General features: G+C 58.1%; 16 protein-coding genes and 2 tRNA genes. 17 read left to right on the top strand and 1 reads right to left on the bottom strand.

Features of this window, described 5'->3' with window-relative positions:
• Positions 1-46 precede the first annotated feature (46 nt).
• From dnaJ to ALTERO38_RS15540, 6 genes are all read left to right on the top strand, one after another.
• The gene (dnaJ, locus tag ALTERO38_RS15565; RefSeq protein ID WP_102835584.1) at positions 47-1,174 is read left to right on the top strand and encodes a molecular chaperone DnaJ; all 1,128 of its coding nucleotides are present in this window, start codon (positions 47-49) and stop codon (positions 1,172-1,174) included.
• Positions 1,175-1,251: 77 nt separating this feature from the next.
• The gene (gene dapB / locus ALTERO38_RS15560) at positions 1,252-2,058 is read left to right on the top strand and encodes a 4-hydroxy-tetrahydrodipicolinate reductase (protein ID WP_159968932.1); all 807 of its coding nucleotides are present in this window, start codon (positions 1,252-1,254) and stop codon (positions 2,056-2,058) included.
• Between the two features lie 191 nt (positions 2,059-2,249).
• Positions 2,250-3,386 (top strand): glutamine-hydrolyzing carbamoyl-phosphate synthase small subunit, encoded by a 1,137-nt coding sequence (gene carA, locus ALTERO38_RS15555; protein ID WP_159968931.1) that lies wholly within the window; start codon positions 2,250-2,252, stop codon positions 3,384-3,386.
• 30 nt (positions 3,387-3,416) lie between these two features.
• Complete coding sequence (gene carB, locus ALTERO38_RS15550; protein ID WP_148926761.1) at positions 3,417-6,638, top strand: carbamoyl-phosphate synthase large subunit; 3,222 nt, start codon at positions 3,417-3,419, stop codon at positions 6,636-6,638.
• Positions 6,635-7,111 carry a transcription elongation factor GreA gene (greA, locus tag ALTERO38_RS15545; RefSeq protein WP_046162835.1) on the top strand — a complete coding sequence of 159 codons (477 nt, stop codon included), beginning with the start codon at positions 6,635-6,637 and terminating at the stop codon, positions 7,109-7,111. The genes carB and greA overlap by 4 nt, the downstream gene beginning before the upstream one ends.
• Positions 7,112-7,121: 10 nt before the next feature.
• Positions 7,122-7,520 carry a DUF4149 domain-containing protein gene (locus ALTERO38_RS15540; protein ID WP_159968930.1) on the top strand — a complete coding sequence of 133 codons (399 nt, stop codon included), beginning with the start codon at positions 7,122-7,124 and terminating at the stop codon, positions 7,518-7,520.
• A 25-nt stretch (positions 7,521-7,545) separates the two neighbouring features.
• Here the strand turns inward: ALTERO38_RS15540 and ALTERO38_RS15535 are convergent, their stop codons facing one another.
• Positions 7,546-7,857 (bottom strand): YhbY family RNA-binding protein, encoded by a 312-nt coding sequence (locus tag ALTERO38_RS15535; protein ID WP_102835589.1) that lies wholly within the window; start codon positions 7,855-7,857, stop codon positions 7,546-7,548.
• An 81-nt stretch (positions 7,858-7,938) separates the two neighbouring features.
• Between ALTERO38_RS15535 and rlmE the strand changes: the two genes are divergently transcribed.
• From rlmE to infB, 11 genes are all read left to right on the top strand, one after another.
• Positions 7,939-8,589 (top strand): 23S rRNA (uridine(2552)-2'-O)-methyltransferase RlmE, encoded by a 651-nt coding sequence (gene rlmE, locus ALTERO38_RS15530; protein WP_102835590.1) that lies wholly within the window; start codon positions 7,939-7,941, stop codon positions 8,587-8,589.
• A gap of 190 nt (positions 8,590-8,779) precedes the next feature.
• Complete coding sequence (gene ftsH, locus ALTERO38_RS15525; RefSeq protein ID WP_148926758.1) at positions 8,780-10,690, top strand: ATP-dependent zinc metalloprotease FtsH; 1,911 nt, start codon at positions 8,780-8,782, stop codon at positions 10,688-10,690.
• Between the two features lie 16 nt (positions 10,691-10,706).
• Positions 10,707-11,558 (top strand): dihydropteroate synthase, encoded by an 852-nt coding sequence (gene folP / locus ALTERO38_RS15520; RefSeq protein ID WP_159968929.1) that lies wholly within the window; start codon positions 10,707-10,709, stop codon positions 11,556-11,558.
• A gap of 9 nt (positions 11,559-11,567) precedes the next feature.
• Positions 11,568-12,905, top strand: a complete 1,338-nt coding sequence (glmM, locus tag ALTERO38_RS15515) for a phosphoglucosamine mutase (protein ID WP_159968928.1) — start codon at positions 11,568-11,570, stop codon at positions 12,903-12,905.
• A gap of 66 nt (positions 12,906-12,971) precedes the next feature.
• Positions 12,972-13,727 carry a triose-phosphate isomerase gene (gene tpiA, locus ALTERO38_RS15510; protein ID WP_159968927.1) on the top strand — a complete coding sequence of 252 codons (756 nt, stop codon included), beginning with the start codon at positions 12,972-12,974 and terminating at the stop codon, positions 13,725-13,727.
• 4 nt (positions 13,728-13,731) lie between these two features.
• Complete coding sequence (gene secG, locus ALTERO38_RS15505) at positions 13,732-14,115, top strand: preprotein translocase subunit SecG (RefSeq protein ID WP_159968926.1); 384 nt, start codon at positions 13,732-13,734, stop codon at positions 14,113-14,115.
• 7 nt (positions 14,116-14,122) lie between these two features.
• Positions 14,123-14,208: transfer RNA gene (locus ALTERO38_RS15500), tRNA-Leu, on the top strand.
• 90 nt (positions 14,209-14,298) lie between these two features.
• Positions 14,299-14,375, top strand: a tRNA-Met gene (locus ALTERO38_RS15495).
• A 127-nt stretch (positions 14,376-14,502) separates the two neighbouring features.
• Positions 14,503-14,961, top strand: coding sequence for a ribosome maturation factor RimP (gene rimP / locus ALTERO38_RS15490; protein WP_159968925.1), 459 nt, complete (start codon positions 14,503-14,505; stop codon positions 14,959-14,961).
• A gap of 48 nt (positions 14,962-15,009) precedes the next feature.
• A complete protein-coding gene (gene nusA, locus ALTERO38_RS15485) occupies positions 15,010-16,491 on the top strand; it encodes a transcription termination factor NusA (RefSeq protein WP_159968924.1) in 1,482 nt (493 codons plus the stop codon).
• Between the two features lie 28 nt (positions 16,492-16,519).
• On the top strand, positions 16,520-19,021 hold the full coding sequence (infB, locus tag ALTERO38_RS15480) for a translation initiation factor IF-2 (RefSeq protein WP_159968923.1): 2,502 nt from the start codon (positions 16,520-16,522) through the stop codon (positions 19,019-19,021).
• Positions 19,022-19,107 lie beyond the last annotated feature (86 nt).

Raw genomic sequence — 19,107 nt, 5'->3', positions numbered from 1 at the left:
GCGTCGGCGTGTCTGGAGGGTACGAATTTGAAGGTTCAGGAAACTTATGGCCAAACGTGACTATTACGAAGTGCTGGGTGTCGAGCGCGGCGCCAGCGAGGCGGAGCTGAAAAAGGCTTATCGTCGCCTCGCAATGAAGCATCATCCGGACCGTAATCCCGGAGACAAAGCCGCTGAAGACGCATTCAAGGAAGCCAACGAGGCTTACGAAGTGCTTTCCGATGCGAGCAAGCGTCAGGCCTACGACCAGTACGGTCATGCCGGCGTCGATCCCCAGATGGGAGCCGGCGCGGGCGCGGCTTACGGCAACGCCAATTTCTCCGACATCTTTGGCGATGTGTTCAGCGATTTCTTTGCTGGCGGTCGCGGCAGCTCGCGTGGCGGCGCTCAGCGCGGCAGCGATCTGCGCTACACCCTTGAGCTGGATCTGGAAGAGGCTGTGCGGGGCACCACGGTCACCATCCGGGTGCCCACCTTGGCTGAATGCAAGACTTGCGACGGTTCCGGTGCCAAGAAGGGCACCAGTCCGGTGACCTGTACCACCTGTGGTGGCATCGGCCAGGTGCGCATGCAGCAGGGCTTCTTCTCGGTTCAGCAGACCTGCCCGCGCTGTCATGGCAGCGGCAAGATGATTTCCGATCCTTGCGGTAGCTGCCATGGGCAAGGTCGGGTCGAGGAGCAGAAGACACTTTCGGTCAAGGTGCCGCCGGGCGTCGATACAGGTGACCGGATTCGTTTGACGGGTGAAGGCGAGGCGGGCGCCCAGGGCGGTCCGGCTGGTGACCTCTACGTAGTGGTCAACGTACGTGAACACCCGATCTTCCAGCGTGACGGCAAGCACCTGTTTTGCGAGGTGCCGATCAGTTTTGCCGATGCGGCGCTGGGCGGCGAGTTGGAAGTGCCAACCCTCGACGGGCGTGTGAAGTTGAAAATCCCGGAAGGTACTCAGACTGGCAAGCAGTTCCGTTTGCGCGGCAAGGGGGTTGCTCCTGTGCGTGGCGGTGCGGCTGGCGATCTGTTGTGCCGGGTCGCGGTGGAGACACCGGTCAACCTGGGCAAGCGGCAGCGCGAGCTACTCGACGAGTTCCGCAAGACCTTGCAGAGCGACAGTTCGCATTCGCCAAAGGCCAGTGGCTGGTTCGAAGGCGTGAAGCGATTCTTTGGCGATCTTTAATCCAGCGGCGAGCTGCAGGCGGCAGTCTTCCTGAAGGCGCTCTTGCAGCTTGAGGCTTGCAGCTTGGAGCTGTTTTTATGCGACGTATTGCAGTAACGGGCGCCGCCGGGCGTATGGGCAAGACACTGGTCGAAGCCGTTCAGCAAACGGCCGGTGCTGCGGGCTTGACCGCCGCCATCGATCGGCCTGATAGCACTCTGGTCGGCGCCGATGCGGGTGAGCTGGCGGCTATCGGGCGGCTCGGCGTACCGCTGATCGGTGAAGTGGCGAAGGTCGTCGACGAGTTCGATGTGCTGATCGATTTCACTCATCCTTCGGTCACGCTGAAAAATCTTGAAGTGTGTCGGCGCGCAGGCAAAGCGATGGTAATCGGCACCACCGGTTTCTCTGTTGTAGAGAAAGAGAAGTTGGCGGCGGCCGCGCAGGATATTCCCATCGTGTTTGCGGCGAACTTCAGTGTCGGCGTCAATTTGTGTCTGAAGTTGCTTGATACGGCTGCGCGGGTGCTGGGTGACGAGGTCGATATCGAGATCATCGAGGCGCATCACCGCCACAAGGTGGACGCGCCGTCGGGCACTGCGTTGCGCATGGGTGAGGTCGTCGCGCAGGCGCTTGGTCGCGATCTGCAGGAGGTTGCGGTTTATGGCCGCGAAGGGCAGACGGGCGCCCGTGCGCGGGAGACGATCGGCTTTGCCACCGTGCGTGCCGGCGACGTTGTGGGAGATCACACTGTTCTGTTCGCAGCCGAGGGCGAGCGGGTCGAGATCACCCATAAGGCGTCCAGTCGGATGACTTTCGCCAAAGGCGCGGTGCGCGCTGCGATGTGGTTGGAGCAGCAGCCAGCGGGGCTGTATGACATGCAGGATGTGCTCGGGCTACGCTGAAGAAGCGCCTCGCTCGGCGTTTTGGCTGATTGCGGCTGGACCTGAAAGGGCGGTTTCTGTAAGCTTCCCGTTTTAGTGTGTCCACTAAAAGTTGCGCAGAATGAATCAAATAAAAAGCGGGATGACCTTCACACGTCATCCCGCTTTTTTACAATCTGCGCTTGCTTCAGCCTTGATCTTTGGGAGGTCTCTTGACTAAGCCAGCCATTCTCGCCCTTGCCGATGGCAGTATTTTTCGCGGCGAATCTATAGGCGCCGACGGCCAGACTATCGGTGAGGTGGTGTTCAATACCGCCATGACCGGCTATCAGGAAATCCTCACCGATCCTTCCTATGCCAAGCAAATCGTCACCTTGACCTATCCGCACGTTGGCAATACCGGTACCACCCCAGAAGACGCCGAGTCCTGGAAGGTTTGGGCGGCCGGGCTGGTGATCCGCGACTTGCCGCTGGTCTCGAGCAACTGGCGGGACAAGCAGCCGCTGCCGGATTACCTCAAGGCCAATGGCACCGTCGCCATTGCAGGTATCGATACCCGCCGTCTGACCCGCATCCTTCGCGAGAAAGGCGCTCAGGATGGTTGCATCCTGGCCGGTGACGATGCGACTGAAGAAAAGGCGCTGGAGTTGGCTCGCAGCTTCCCCGGTCTCAAGGGCATGGACCTGGCCAAAGAGGTCAGCGTCAAGGAGCGCTACGAGTGGCGCTCGAGCGTTTGGTGTCTGAGTGATGACGGTCATGCTGAGGTACCTGCCAGTGAGCTGCCGTACCATGTGGTCGCCTTCGACTACGGCGTGAAGTACAACATTCTGCGCATGCTGGTCGCGCGTGGTTGCCGGGTCACAGTGTTGCCGGCTCAGACGCCTGCCAGCGAAGCCCTGGCGCTGAGCCCGGACGGTATCTTCCTGGCCAACGGCCCCGGTGACCCCGAGCCTTGCGACTACGCGATCAAGGCGATCCAGGAAGTGCTCGAAACCGACATTCCGGTGTTCGGTATCTGCCTCGGCCATCAATTGTTGGCGTTGGCCTCTGGTGCCAAGACCGTGAAGATGCCCAACGGCCACCACGGTGCGAACCACCCGGTTCAGGATCTGAAAACGGGTGTGGTGATGATCACCAGTCAGAACCATGGCTTTGCCGTGGACGAAGCCAGCCTGCCTAGCAATGTGCGCGCCACGCACAAGTCGCTGTTCGACGGCACGCTGCAAGGTATTGAGCGCACTGACAAGGTTGCCTTCAGCTTCCAGGGCCACCCTGAGGCTAGCCCGGGTCCGCATGATGTCGCGCCGTTGTTTGATCGCTTCATCGACGCCATGGCCAAGCGCCGCTAAGTTCGCCGAGCACAGAATTCGAGAGAGACCATGCCAAAACGTACAGACATCAAAAGCATTCTGATCCTCGGCGCTGGCCCGATCGTCATCGGTCAGGCGTGCGAGTTCGATTACTCGGGAGCGCAGGCGTGCAAAGCACTGCGCGAAGAGGGGTTCCGCGTCATCCTGGTCAACTCCAACCCCGCGACCATCATGACCGACCCGTCCATGGCTGATGCCACTTACATCGAGCCAATCAAGTGGGCCACCGTCGCCAAGATCATCGAGAAGGAGCGCCCCGATGCGCTGCTGCCGACGATGGGTGGTCAGACCGCGCTGAACTGCGCGCTGGACCTGGAAAAGCACGGCATCCTGGAGAAGTTTGGCGTCGAGATGATTGGCGCCAATGCCGACACCATCGACAAGGCTGAAGATCGCTCACGCTTCGACAAGGCAATGAAGAATATCGGCCTAGCGTGCCCGGTTTCCGGTATCGCGCACAACATGGACGAAGCCTATGGCGTGCTCGATAAGGTCGGATTTCCTTGCATCATCCGCCCCTCGTTCACCATGGGTGGCACCGGTGGTGGTATCGCCTACAACCGCGAAGAGTTCGAGGAGATATGTGCGCGCGGCCTAGACCTGTCGCCGACCAGCGAGCTGCTGATCGATGAGTCGCTGATCGGCTGGAAGGAATACGAGATGGAGGTGGTCCGTGACAAGAAGGACAACTGCATCATCGTCTGTGCCATCGAAAACTTCGATCCGATGGGGGTCCACACCGGCGACTCCATTACCGTCGCGCCAGCGCAAACGCTGACCGATAAGGAATATCAGATTCTGCGTAACGCCTCGCTGGCGGTGCTGCGCGAGATCGGCGTGGAAACCGGCGGTTCCAACGTGCAGTTTGGCATTTGCCCCAACACCGGCCGTATGGTCGTGATCGAGATGAACCCGCGAGTTTCGCGTTCTTCAGCTCTGGCGTCCAAAGCCACTGGCTTCCCCATTGCCAAGATCGCTGCAAAGCTTGCGGTGGGCTACACCCTCGACGAGTTGCAGAACGACATCACCGGTGGCCGCACCCCTGCGTCCTTCGAGCCGGCGATCGACTACGTCGTGACCAAGATCCCGCGTTTCGCTTTCGAGAAATTCCCCAAAGCTGATGCTCGCTTGACCACCCAGATGAAATCGGTCGGTGAGGTCATGGCCATCGGGCGCACTTTCCAGGAATCTGTACAGAAAGCGCTGCGCGGTCTGGAAGTTGGCGTGTCCGGCTTCGATCCGAAGCTCGATCTGACTGACCCCGAGAGCGAAAGCACCCTCAAGCGTGAGCTGACCGTGCCGGGCGCTGATCGTATTTGGTACGTGGCTGATGCTTTCCGCGCTGGTAAGACGGTCGCCGAAGTGTTCGACCTCACGCGCATCGATGAGTGGTTCCTGGTGCAGATCGAGGATCTGATCAAGGAGGAGGAGCAAATCAAGACTATGGGCCTGTCCAGCATCGATCGCGATGTCATGTACAAGCTCAAGCGCAAAGGCTTCTCCGATGCGCGCCTGGCCAAGTTGCTTGGCGTAACTGAAAAGAATCTGCGAGCTCACCGGCACAAGCTTAAAGTGCTGCCGGTCTATAAGCGCGTCGACACCTGCGCCGCCGAGTTCGCCACTGACACTGCCTACATGTACTCGACTTACGAGGAAGAGTGCGAGGCGAATCCGTCCAGCCGCGAAAAGATCATGATTCTCGGCGGCGGTCCAAACCGTATCGGCCAGGGCATTGAATTCGATTACTGCTGCGTTCATGCGGCACTGGCGATGCGCGACGATGGTTATGAAACCATCATGGTCAACTGCAATCCTGAGACTGTCTCCACTGACTACGACACATCGGATCGTCTGTACTTCGAGCCGGTAACCTTGGAAGACGTGCTGGAAATTGTCCGTGTCGAGCAGCCCAAAGGCGTTATCGTGCAGTACGGCGGCCAGACTCCGCTGAAACTTGCTCGTGCGCTGGAAGAGGCGGGTGTGCCTATCATCGGAACCAGCCCTGATTCGATTGACCGCGCTGAAGACCGTGAGCGCTTCCAGCAGATGGTCGAGCGCCTGAACCTGCGCCAGCCGCCAAACGCGACCGCCCGCAGCGAAGAAGAGGCACTTGCCGCCTCGAAAGTGATCGGCTATCCGCTGGTGGTGCGTCCGTCTTATGTACTGGGCGGTCGGGCGATGGAAATTGTGTACCAGGAAGAAGAGCTCAAGCGCTACATGCGCGAAGCGGTGAAAGTGTCGAATGACAGCCCGGTGCTGCTCGATCACTTTCTCAACTGCGCCATCGAGGTCGATATCGATGCGGTGTGTGACGGCGAGCACGTGGTGATCGGCGCCATCATGCAGCACATCGAACAGGCCGGAGTGCATTCCGGTGACTCGGCCTGCTCACTCCCGCCTTACTCGCTGCCGGCGCACATCCAAGATGAGATTCGCGATCAGGTCAAGAAGATGGCGCTGGAACTGGGTGTGGTCGGTCTGATGAACGTGCAGATGGCCGTGCAGGGCGAGGACATCTTCGTCATTGAGGTCAACCCGCGTGCGTCGCGTACTGTGCCGTTCGTATCGAAGTGCATCGGCGTCTCGCTGGCGATGATTGCGGCGCGTGTCATGGCCGGTAAAACGCTGGCCGAGGTCGGGCTGACCGAAGAAATAATTCCAGAATTCTACAGTGTTAAAGAAGCGGTTTTCCCCTTCGCCAAGTTCCCGGGTGTCGATCCGATCCTCGGCCCGGAAATGAAATCGACCGGTGAGGTGATGGGGGTCGGCGACAGCTTCGCTGAAGCCTTTGCCAAGGCTCAGCTCGGCGCTAGCGAGATTCTGCCGAACAGCGGCTGTGCGTTCATCAGTGTGCGCGATGATGACAAGCCGCACGTAGCCCAGGTGGCGCGTGATCTGATCGAGCTTGGTTTCGAAGTGGTCGGTACAGCTGGCACGGCAAAAATCATCGAGGCTGCTGGGCTGCCGGTGCGTCGGGTGAACAAGGTAACCGAGGGTCGCCCGCACGTTGTCGACATGATCAAGAATGACGAGGTCACCCTGATCATCAATACTACCGAGGGGCGTCAGTCCATCGCCGACTCTTACTCAATCCGTCGTAACGCTCTGCAGCACAAGATCTGCTGCACCACCACCCTGGCTGGCGGGCAGGCGATCTGTGAGGCGCTGAAGTTCGGTCCCGAGAAGACCGTGCGTCGTTTGCAGGATCTCCATGCAGGAATCAAGGCATGACTAAATACCCAATGACTGTCCAGGGCGCGCGCGCCTTGGAAGAAGAGCTGCACCATCTCACCAAGGTCCTTCGGCCCAAGCTCAGTCACGACATCGGCGTGGCGCGTGAGCTGGGGGATCTCAAGGAAAACGCCGAGTATCACGCCGCTCGCGAACAGCAGGGCATGGTCGAAGCGCGGATTCGTGATATCGAAGGGCGTTTGCAGAATGCCCAAGTCATCGATGTCAGCAGCATTCCGCACACCGGCAAGGTGATCTTTGGGACCACCGTTGAGATCGCCAATGTCGAGACTGATGAGCGCGTCACTTATCAGATCGTTGGTGAGGACGAAGCGGAGATCAAGCTGGGCAAGATCTCTGTGGGCTCTCCAATTGCGCGCGCCCTGATCGGCAAGGTCGAGGGTGACGTCGCTGTGGTAAAAACGCCGGGAGGACTGGTCGAGTTCGAGATCGTCGAGGTTCGCCATCTCTGAGATTCGACCGATGCGCGCAGGCGTGATTAGTTGGCAGCTGGCCCAAACATTCTGGGTCGGGGGGTTATGGCTGCTGCAGTTTGTAATGCTGCCGGCGTTGGCCAAGATCGGTTTGGCGCCGTTGCTGATCGAAGAGGTCGCCGGCAGTCTGCGGCCTTTGCTGGTGGGCTTCGCTGCGTTCTGTGTGTTGCTTCAGGCGGCGGTGCTGATCCAGCTCTGCGGGCTTCGTAGTCTTTGGCGCGATCTGCGAGGTCAGCTGCTACTGGCAGTGCTGCTACTGGCCGGAAGTCATTTTTCGGCGCGGGCGGGCATTATCGAATCACCGTACTGGTTAGTGTTCAGTTACTTGGCGATGGGTTTGTGCGGGTTGATACTGGTGCTGCAAGTCGCTCCCGGGCGGGAGCGATAGCAGGAGACAGCGGCTGAAAAGTGGATCAGCTCTGGAAGCGATGCACGTTAGAGAGCTGCTTGTTCACTTTGGGGTTCTTGCGATAAATCAGTGCCATCTTGCCGATAGACTGAACCAGTTCGCAGCCGCCAATTCTGCACAATTCATCGGTTAGCGCGCGCCGATCGTCACGCTCGGTGATCCGCAGCTGCACCTTGATCAATTCGTGATCGTTAAGGGCTCGCTCCAGCTCGGCTTGTACGCCTTCGGTCAAGCCGTTCTCCGATACGATCAATACAGGCTTCAGATGATGGCCGATGGATTTGTACTGTTTCTTCTGCTCGTTAGTGAGCGGCATAATTCGACCCTTGCGTCAGAACCCTGGAAAACCCGGCTAGTGTAACTGACACGCTCTGAGCCGCACAGATGAGGTAACAGCTTGGCACGCTCCAAGACCAGCCCGCGTTGGCTGAAAGAACATTTTGATGATCCCTATGTAAAGATGGCGCAGCGGGATGGCTATCGGTCGCGAGCGAGCTACAAGCTTCTCGAGATTCAAGAAAAGGATCGTATTCTCCGGCCAGGCATGACAGTGGTCGATCTCGGGGCTGCACCGGGCGGCTGGTCGCAGGTCACCAGCAGGGTGATCGGTGATCGCGGGAGGCTGATTGCATCCGATATTCTGCCCATGGACAGCATTGCAGACGTGACCTTTGTTCTCGGTGATTTTACTGAGGACGAAGTATTCGCTGAGATCCTTCAGGCCATCGGTGAAACGCAAGTTGACCTTGTGATTTCCGATATGGCCCCCAATATGAGTGGGGTGAAGGTTGCTGACCAGGCGCGCGCGATGTTTCTCTGCGAGCTTGCGCTTGATCTGGCCATGCGAGTTCTGCGCCCCGGTGGGGACTTTTTGATCAAGATTTTCCAGGGGGATGGTTTCGATGCCTACCTGAAGGATGTGCGGCAGAATTTCGATAAGGTGCAGATGCGTAAACCCTTGTCATCAAGGGACCGCTCACGTGAACAGTATCTGCTGGCGCGCGGATACCGCGGCGATGGCAACGCGCTGGAAGCGCTGCGGTCTTAACGGTACGGGCGCTGAACCACCACGTCGAGCTCCGGCCCATGAAATACCGGCTAGCATGTTTCATATCGGGTTACAGACCGAGCTGCGCGTTCAGCAACGTTGTGTAGTAAGTTAGGCCGAGAGCGAACCATCGGCCGTCATGCAGGCTCCCGAAAACCCGCCTGCTCTAGAGGGTAGTGAATTGAACGACATGGCAAAGAACCTGATTTTGTGGTTGATCATTGCCGCTGTCCTGGTGACGGTGATGAACAACTTTTCCAGCCCGACAGAGCCGCAAACGCTCAACTATTCGGATTTCATCGAGCAGGTGAAAGAAGGTCAGGTCGAGCGCGTGACCGTCGACGGTTTCGTCATTACCGGCAAGCGCAGTGACGGCGAGACGTTCAAGACGATTCGCCCCGCGATTCAGGACAACGGCCTGATCGGTGACCTGATCAACAACAATGTGGTGATCGAAGGCCGGCAGCCTGAGCAGCAGAGCATCTGGACGCAGCTGTTGGTGGCTAGCTTCCCAATTTTGGTGATCATTGCGGTTTTCATGTTCTTCATGCGGCAGATGCAAGGCGGCGCGGGTGGCAAAGGCGGCCCGATGAGCTTTGGCAAGAGCAAGGCTCGCCTGCTGTCCGAAGATCAGGTCAAAACCACATTTGCTGATGTCGCGGGTTGTGACGAGGCGAAAGAAGAAGTCACCGAACTGGTCGAGTTCCTGCGAGACCCCGGTAAGTTCCAACGTCTCGGAGGCCGCATTCCGCGTGGCGTGCTGATGGTTGGATCACCGGGTACCGGTAAAACGCTTTTAGCCAAGGCGGTCGCTGGCGAGGCCAAGGTTCCGTTCTTTACCATCTCCGGTTCCGATTTCGTTGAGATGTTCGTCGGGGTGGGTGCTAGCCGCGTGCGCGACATGTTCGAGCAAGCCAAGAAGCATGCACCGTGCATCATTTTCATCGATGAGATCGACGCTGTCGGTCGCCATCGCGGCGCGGGTCTCGGCGGTGGTCACGACGAACGTGAGCAGACGTTGAACCAGTTGCTGGTCGAGATGGATGGTTTCGAAATGAATGACGGCATCATCGTCATTGCTGCCACGAACCGCCCGGATGTGCTCGATCCTGCGCTGCTTCGCCCCGGTCGTTTCGACCGTCAGGTAGTCGTTGGGCTCCCCGATATTCGTGGTCGCGAACAGATTCTTAAAGTCCACATGCGCAAGGTTCCGCTTGGTGACACTGTTGAGCCGGCTTTGATTGCGCGGGGCACACCTGGTTTTTCAGGTGCGGACCTGGCCAATCTGGTGAACGAAGCGTCGTTGTTTGCGGCACGCGCCGGCAAGCGCTTGGTGGAAATGAAAGAGTTTGAGCTGGCCAAAGACAAGATCATGATGGGCGCAGAGCGCAAGTCCATGGTCATGTCCGAAAAGGAGCGACTCAATACGGCCTATCACGAGGCGGGGCATGCCATCGTGGGGCGCGTCGTTCCGGAGCACGATCCTGTTTATAAGGTATCGATTATTCCACGCGGTCGGGCTTTGGGTGTGACGATGTTTCTACCCGAAGAAGACCGTTACAGTCTTTCCAAGCGAGCCTTGATCAGTCAAATCTGCTCGCTGTTTGGAGGCCGTATCGCTGAGGAAATGACGCTCGGCTTTGAGGGGGTTACCACTGGTGCCTCCAATGACATCATGCGTGCTACCCAGCTGGCCCGTAATATGGTTACCAAGTGGGGCCTGTCCGAAAAGCTGGGCCCGCTGATGTACGCAGAGGAAGAGGGCGAGGTGTTCCTTGGCCGCAGTGCGGGTAGTCAGCACACTAATGTGTCCGGTGACACGGCAAAAATGATCGATCTCGAGGTTCGTAGCATCATTGATCAGTGCTACGGCACGGCTAAGCAGATTCTTGCCGACAACCGTGACAAGCTCGATGTGATGGCCGAGACACTGATGAAGTACGAGACCATCGATGCTGATCAGATTGATGACATCATGGCTGGCCGAACTCCACGTGAGCCTCGTGACTGGCAGGATGGCTCTGGTCCAACCGGAACGCCTATTCAGCCAGAAGGTGGCCGTCCACAGGCGCCGATTGGTGGTCCCGCTGGCGAGCATTAAGCTAAGGCTGCGTTAGATGAGGGAAAAGATGTACTCAACCCGGCTGTCTTGTGGCAGCCGGGTTCTTGATTTGTCCCGCCCACATGTCATGGGCATCTTGAATGTCACTCCCGACTCTTTCTCCGATGGCGGCAGGCATGCGGGTGTCGTTGCTGCATTACGGCACGCCGACGCCATGATGGCGGCGGGGGCGACGTTAATTGACGTAGGCGGGGAATCGACTCGCCCGGGGGCGCGCGCTGTTGCGCCGATCGAAGAGCTTGAGCGTGTTGCGCCTGTAGTAGAGGCGATTGCTCGAGAGCTTGATGTGATTATCTCGGTCGACACCTCGACGCCTGCTGTAATTCGCGAGACTGCCCGGCTCGGTGCAGGCTTGATTAATGATGTCCGCTCTCTATCTCGCGATGGGGCGCTGGAGGCTGTAGCAAGCAGTGGGCTTCCGGTGTGCTTGATGCACATGCGAGGTGAGCCCGGCGATATGCAAAACGATCCGCGCTACGACGATGTCGCCAGCGAGGTCGTCAGTTTTTTGCGTGAGCGCATGGAGGCGTGTGCAGCTGCAGGCATCCCAGCCGCCCGGGTCGTGCTCGATCCGGGATTCGGCTTTGCAAAAAATCTCGCGCATAACCTGAGCCTGTTCAGCAGGCTGGAGCAGCTCCATACGCTGGGGCGTCCGTTGCTTGTCGGTGTATCCCGCAAGAGTATGGTCGGCCAAGCGTTGCAGCGGGATGTGTCGCATCGTCTCTATGGCAGCCTGGCGCTAGCCGCGCTGGCTGTTGCCAAAGGCGCTAACATCCTTCGGGTGCATGACGTGGCCGAAACGGTTGATGTAGTTCGAATGATTGCTGCAGTGCAGGCGGCAGAATAGGGAATATGTATGGGTAGAAAGTATTTCGGCACCGATGGTATTCGTGGCCATGTGGGGCAATTTCCGATCACGCCGGAATTCATGCTGAGGCTTGGTTGGGCCGCAGGTATGGCATTTCGCAAGCATGGGAAATGTCGCATTTTGATTGGCAAAGACACTCGGATCTCAGGGTATATGTTCGAGTCGGCACTGCAGGCCGGGCTTTCTGCCGCAGGTGCCGATGTCTTGCTGCTGGGGCCTATGCCGACACCCGCGGTCGCCTATCTGACGCGTACCTTCCATGCGGACGCTGGTATCGTGATCAGCGCCTCACATAACCCTCATCACGATAATGGCATCAAGTTCTTCTCTGGCCGCGGGACGAAGCTGCCCGATGAGGTTGAGTTGATGATCGAGGAGCTGCTCGACACACCGATGACGGTCGTGGAGTCGGTGCAACTAGGCAAGGCTTCACGGATAAATGATGCGGCAGGGCGCTATATCGAGTTCTGCAAGAGCAGTGTGCCGACCAGCACAGATTTCAGCGGTATGAAGATTGTGCTTGATTGCGCTCACGGTGCGACCTACAAGGTTGCACCCAGCGTCTTCCGAGAGCTCGGGGCGGAGGTGACGGTTATCGCTGCTCAGCCGGATGGGCTGAACATCAATGCCGGCGTAGGCTCCACTCATGTCGCGCAGCTGCAGAAGGCCGTGATCGAGCAGGGCGCTGATTTTGGTATAGCCTTTGATGGTGACGGTGATCGGGTGATGATGGTCGATCATACCGGCACTCAGGTTGATGGCGATGAGCTGCTCTACATTATTGCCGCAGATTTGCAGGACCGAGACCGTCTGATCGGTGGGGTTGTCGGGACATTGATGAGCAACCTCGGTCTTGAATTGGCGCTTAAGGCGCGCAACATTCCTTTTGTGCGGGCTAAGGTCGGTGACCGCTACGTGATGGCTGAAATGCTCGAGCGTGACTGGGTGCTTGGTGGGGAAAACTCAGGTCACATTGTCTGCGCGCAGCATGTCACCACTGGAGATGCCATCATTGCTGCGCTCCAGGTTGTGCTTGCTCTGAAGCGTCGCGGTCGTAGCCTTGCGCAGGAGCGCATGGTCTGGAGCAAATGCCCTCAGGTATTGATCAACGTGCGGTTCAGTGGCGATCGGGATCCGATTGCCCATCCCCAGGTGCAGGCTGTCTGTGACAGCGTTACGGAGCGTATGGCTGGTCGTGGTCGGGTGCTGTTACGAAAATCCGGCACCGAGCCGCTGGTGCGGGTTATGGTTGAAGGGGACGACGAAAATCAGGTCCGCAGTTACGCCGAGGAGCTGGCGAGCGCGGTTAAGGAAGTTTGTGTGTGATTTACGCTTGCCAAGTGCGTTTTCGTTGAGTACCATCTGCGCCCACTTTGACCGACGAGGTAAAGCATGCGTCGCCCATTGGTAGCTGGTAACTGGAAGATGAACGGTACCCGCGCCAGCGTCGCAGAGCTGATCGAGGCGCTTCGCCAGCAGGATTTTCCGGCGGGTGTAGAAGTTGCTGTATTTCCATCGAGTCTGCATCTGACACAGGTCGTGAGTGGTCTACAGGGCAAGGCGATTGCTGTAGGGGCTCAGGACTGCGCGGCGGAGGCCGGGTTCGGTGCGCTGACAGGTGAGGAGTCGGCTTCTCAGCTGGTTGATGCGGGTTCCAGTTGGGTGTTGGTTGGTCATTCCGAGCGGCGTCTGATTTTGGGCGAAAGCGACGAAGTGGTAGGCGAAAAATTTGCAGCTGCATTGGTGTGCGGGATGACGCCGGTGCTATGTCTGGGGGAGACGCTGGAGCAGCGTCAAGCCGGGCAGACTCTGGAAGTGGTTGGTCGACAGCTTGCTAGTGTCTTGACTAGCGCTGGAGTTGGCGCGTTCGAAAAGGCGGTGGTGGCTTATGAGCCAGTCTGGGCGATAGGCACCGGGCTGACTGCGACGCCGCAGCAGGCTCAAGAGGTGCATGCTGCGATTCGGGAGCAGTTGGCTCGCGAAGATCGACGTATCGCTGATGGTGTGCGAATCCTCTACGGAGGCAGCGTAAAAGCGGAAAATGCTGCTGAGCTTTTCGAGATGCAGGATATCGATGGGGGGCTTATCGGTGGCGCCTCCCTGAAAGCGAATGATTTCGGTGCGATTTGTCGTGCCGCAGGGAACTGATCAGATGTTGCAGACTGTTGTGATTGTGGTGCATCTGCTGGTTGCCATTGGTGTGGTTGCGCTGGTGTTGCTGCAGCAAGGTAAAGGGGCTGATGCTGGCGCCTCCTTTGGTTCGGGTGCTTCCGCAACTGTATTTGGAAGTCAGGGGTCCTCTACCTTTCTTAGTCGATTTACTGCTATACTTGCGGCCGTTTTTTTCGCTACGAGTCTTGGGTTGGCATTTTTCGCAACTCGTCAGGCTGACCAGCTCTCAGGGGCAGGTCTGCCGGATCCGGCGGTTCTTGAAGTGCCGGTCAGTAAGCCAGTAGTGGAAGATGTGCCTGTGTTGGAAAGCGCTCCATCCGCACCTGTTGCTGATGATGTGCCTGCGCTGCAGGAGCAGGAATAAGGTTTTTGCCGAGGTGGTGGAATTGGTAGACACGCTACCTTGAGGTGGTAGTGGCCATAGGCTGTAGGGGTTCGAGTCCCCTCCTCGGTACCAAACAAGCAGGCCCGCAGATGCGGGCTTTCTTGTTTTAGTCTTTCGGTTGACCTGTTGTCAGTGTGGTCGTATAATTCGTGCCCAGTTTGACGCGGGGTGGAGCAGTCTGGTAGCTCGTCGGGCTCATAACCCGAAGGTCGTTGGTTCAAATCCAGCCCCCGCAACCAGTTGATAAAAGCCCCTGTCGAGGGGCTTTTTATTAGCTTCAAGCCAGGTCGCCGGCATCTACAGGCGATCGTCATGGATGGGCGTTTCGCCCATTTTTCATTTGTACAGCATGCGCGAGGGACTTCGATGTCGAGCAAGCTAGAACAGTTGCAGGCCTTGTTGGCCCCAGTGGTCGAGGCGCTCGGCTTTCAATGCTGGGGTATCGAATTCATTTCGCAGGGTCGACATTCTTTGTTGCGGGTCTATATCGACCATTCCAACGGAATTCTTGTCGATGATTGCGAAAAGGTCAGCCGCCAATTGAGTGGTGTGCTCGACGTTGAAGATCCAATCAGCTCTGACTACACCCTTGAAGTGTCCTCGCCTGGTATGGATCGGCCTCTATTCACGCTCGAGCAGTTCACGGCCCATGTGGGTGAACAGGTCAAAATAAAGCTGCGTTCGCCCTTTGAGGGTCGGCGCAATTTCCAAGGTCTTCTGCGCGGGGTCGAGGAGCAGGATGTAGTGGTGCTGGTCGACGACCATGAATACCTGTTGCCGATCGACATGATCGACAAGACCAACATAATTCCCCGTTTTGAGTGAGTCGCGGATCCCGCGGACCCCAATGGATTGCGATAGGCGAGGCGTACGATGAGCAAAGAAGTACTGCTGGTTGTGGAGTCGGTATCCAACGAGAAAGGCGTACCGGCCAGTGTAATCTTCGAGGCATTGGAGCTGGCTTTGGCCACTGCTACCAAGAAGCGCTTCGAGGACGAGGTTGACCTGCGGGTCGAGATCAATCGGCAGAACGGTAGCTACGAGACCTTCCGCCGCTGGACGGTGGTCGAGGAAGAAGATTTCGACGATCCGGCACACCAGTTGACCGTCGACATGAAACAGGCTGTCGATGCTGGGGCCAACGTTGGAGATGTCCTGGAAGAAAAGGTCGAGTCAATCGAGTTCGGTCGGATCGCCGCTCAGACAGCCAAGCAGGTCATCGTGCAGAAGGTCCGGGAGGCCGAGCGCGCCCAAGTGGTTGAGGCCTATCGTGATCGCTTGGGCGAGATCATCTCCGGCACGGTGAAAAAGGTTACGCGAGACAGCGTCATTGTCGATCTGGGCAATAACGCGGAAGCGTTGCTGGCCCGAGAAGACATTATTTCTCGGGAAACCTTTCGGGTCGGTGCGCGAGTTCGTGCGCTGCTTAAGGAAATCCGTACCGAGAATCGCGGTCCTCAGTTGATCCTTTCTCGCACAGCGCCGCAAATGCTGATTGAGCTTTTCCGCATTGAAGTTCCGGAAATCGCCGAAGGGCTGATTGAAGTGATGGCTGCTTCGCGGGATCCAGGATCTCGCGCCAAGATAGCCGTGCGCTCGAAAGACAAGCGTATCGATCCGCAAGGCGCGTGCATTGGAATGCGCGGTTCGCGTGTTCAGGCCGTATCCGGCGAGATCGGCGGAGAGCGTGTCGATATCGTGCTGTGGGACGAGAACCCCGCACAATTCGTTATCAACGCGATGGCCCCAGCTGAAGTGGCTGCCATCATCGTCGATGAAGACGCGCATGCCATGGATATCGCGGTCGGCGAAGACAATCTGGCCCAGGCAATCGGTCGGGGCGGGCAAAACGTACGTCTTGCCAGTCAGTTGACCGGTTGGACGCTGAACGTGATGACTGAAGCGGACATCCAGAGCAAGCAGCAAGAAGAAACTGGTGACATCTTACGCAATTTCATCGAAGAGCTCGATGTCGATGAGGAGCTGGCACAAGTACTGGTCGAGGAAGGTTTCACCTCTCTCGAAGAGATCGCCTACGTCCCAATGGAGGAAATGCTCGGCATCGAAGGCTTCGACGAAGATATCGTCAACGAGCTGAGAACCCGCGCCAAGGATCGCTTGCTAACTAAAGCGATCGCAACGGAAGAAAAACTGGCAGACGCCCAGCCGGCGGAGGATTTGCTTGCGCTGGATGGTATGGACAACGAACTGGCGGTCGAGTTGGCAGTGCGGGGTGTAGTCACCCGCGAAGACCTGGCCGAGCAGTCGATTGACGATCTGCTCGACATAGACGGCATAGATCAAGAACGTGCCGGCAAGCTGATCATGGCCGCCCGAGCCCATTGGTTCGAGTAAGTAATTAGCGGCCTGAGGAGAGAGATGCATGACGCAAGTCACGGTGAAACAACTGGCCCAGGTGGTCGACACACCGGTCGAGCGACTGCTACAGCAGATGCGTGAGGCAGGACTGTCGCACACCAGCGCCGAGCAAGTAGTGACCGATAATGAAAAGCAGGCCCTGTTGGCGCACCTAAAAAGCAGCCACGGCGCCAAGGTGGATGAGCCGCGCAAGATTACCTTGCAGCGCAAGACCACCACCAAGCTGAAAGTGGGTGGCAGCAAGACCATTAGTGTGGAAGTGCGCAAGAAGAAAACCTTCGTCAAGCGCAGTCCTGACGAAATCGAGGCCGAGAAGCAGCGCGAGCTCGAGGAGCAGCGCGCAGCCGAGGAAGCCGCTCGTCAGAAAGCGGCTGAAGAGGCTCGCCAACAAGCCGAGGAAGAAGTACGTCGTCAGGCCGAAGCTGCCAAAACTCAAGCGCCGGCCGCCGCTTCATCTGAACCGGTTGCAGCTGTGTCTGCTGATCCTGCCCCGGTCGTTGCTCCCGTCGCCCCTCCCGTTGAGGAGCGCAAGAAGGATGAACCGCGCCGTCCCGATAAGGCACGCAGCGACGATGACGAGCGTCGTGATCGCAAGCAAGCTCAGCATCGCCCTTCCTTGAAGGCAAAAGCTCCGTTGTCGCGCACAGCGCGAAGCGGCGAAGACGACGCCGATGGGTTCCGTCGCGGCGGACGCGGCAAGTCGAAGCTGAAGAAGCGCAACGCGCATGGTTTCCAGAGCCCAACCGGCCCGATTGTTCGCGAAGTTGCCATTGGTGAGACCATCACCGTCGGTGATCTGGCGCAGCAGATGTCGGTCAAGGCGGCGGAAGTCATCAAGTTCATGTTCAAGATGGGCACCCCGGTGACCATCAACCAGGTCTTGGATCAGGAAACTGCCCAGTTGATCGCTGAAGAGTTGGGCCACAAGGTCAAGCTGGTCAGTGATAACGCTCTGGAAGAACAGCTGGCCGAGCTGCTGAAGTTCGAGGGTGAAGCCATCACTCGTGCTCCGGTGGTGACTGTGATGGGTCACGTTGACCACGGCAAGACCTCGCTGCTCGACTACATCCGTCGCGCCAAGGTTGCTGCTGGTGAAGCGGGTGGTATTACTCAGCACATCGGTGCCTATCACGTCGAAACTGATCGTGGAATGGTTACCTTCCTTGATACCCCGGGCCACGCTGCGTTTACTGCGATGCGTGCCCGTGGGGCTCAAGCGACAGATATCGTCATTCTGGTCGTGGCGGCGGACGATGGCGTGATGCCGCAAACCATCGAAGCAATCCAGCATGCCAAGGCTGCTGGTGTCCCGCTGGTAGTTGCCGTGAACAAGATCGATAAGCCGGGCGCCGATCTCGATCGCATCCGCAGCGAACTGTCCGTTCACGAAGTGACTTCGGAAGAGTGGGGCGGCGACACGCCGTTCGTATCGGTCTCCGCAAAGATGGGTACCGGTGTCGACGATTTGCTCGAGGCGGTTCTGCTGCAGGCGGAAATTCTCGAACTGACAGCAACCCCATCGGCCCCGGGTCGGGGTGTTGTGGTTGAGTCGCGTCTGGACAAGGGACGCGGCCCGGTTGCTACCGTGCTGGTTCAGGACGGCACGTTGCGTCAGGGCGACATGGCCCTGGTTGGCTCCAACTACGGCCGTATTCGCGCCATGCTAGATGAGAACGGCAAGCCAATCAAAGAAGCTGGCCCTTCGATTCCGGTCGAGATTCTTGGCCTCGACGGCACGCCGGACGCTGGCGATGAGCTCAGCGTGCTAACCGATGAGAAGAAAGCCCGTGAAGTGGCCTTGTTCCGTCAGGGCAAGTTCCGCGAAGTGAAGCTGGCCCGGGCACATGCCGGTAAGCTGGAAAATATCTTCGAGAACATGGGCCAGGAAGAGAAGAAGACGCTTAACATCGTCCTCAAATCCGATGTCCGTGGTTCTCTGGAAGCCCTGCAGGGCTCGCTCAGTGGCTTGGGCAACGATGAGGTTCAGGTGCGCGTCATCGGTGGCGGTGTCGGTGGTATCACCGAGAGCGACGCCAACCTGGCGCTGGCGTCCAATGCAGTGCTGTTCGGCTTCAACGTTCGTGCTGATGCTGGTGCGCGCAAGATTGTCGAGCAGGAAGGTCTGGATCTGCGTTACTACAACGTCATCTACGACATCATTGAAGACGTCAAGAAAGCGCTGACCGGCATGCTGGGCAGCGATGTTCGCGAGAACATCCTCGGTATTGCAGAGGTCAGGGATGTGTTCCGCTCACCGAAGTTCGGTGCCGTGGCGGGTTGCATGGTCACCGAGGGCATGGTGCACCGCAATCGTCCGATCCGCGTTCTGCGCGACGACGTGGTGATCTTCGAAGGCGAGCTGGAATCGCTGCGCCGCTTCAAGGATGACGTCGCCGAAGTACGTGCCGGTATGGAATGTGGTATCGCGGTGAAGAGTTACAACGACGTCAAGGCCGGCGACAAGATCGAAGTATTCGAGAAAGTCGAAGTGGCGCGCTCGCTGTAACAGCAGCTGTTAGGCAACAGACGGCAAGCATTCAGGGGCGACCCTGAGGCTTGCCGTTTGCCTTTGCAGTACAACGTTTTTTAGGC

It is taken from the genome of Pseudomonas sp. 9Ag (assembly GCF_902506445.1).
GTDB lineage: Bacteria > Pseudomonadota > Gammaproteobacteria > Pseudomonadales > Pseudomonadaceae > Stutzerimonas > Stutzerimonas stutzeri_AB.
The sequence above is the reverse complement of the archived record's forward strand: the minus strand, read 5'-3'. Positions and strand labels throughout refer to the sequence as shown.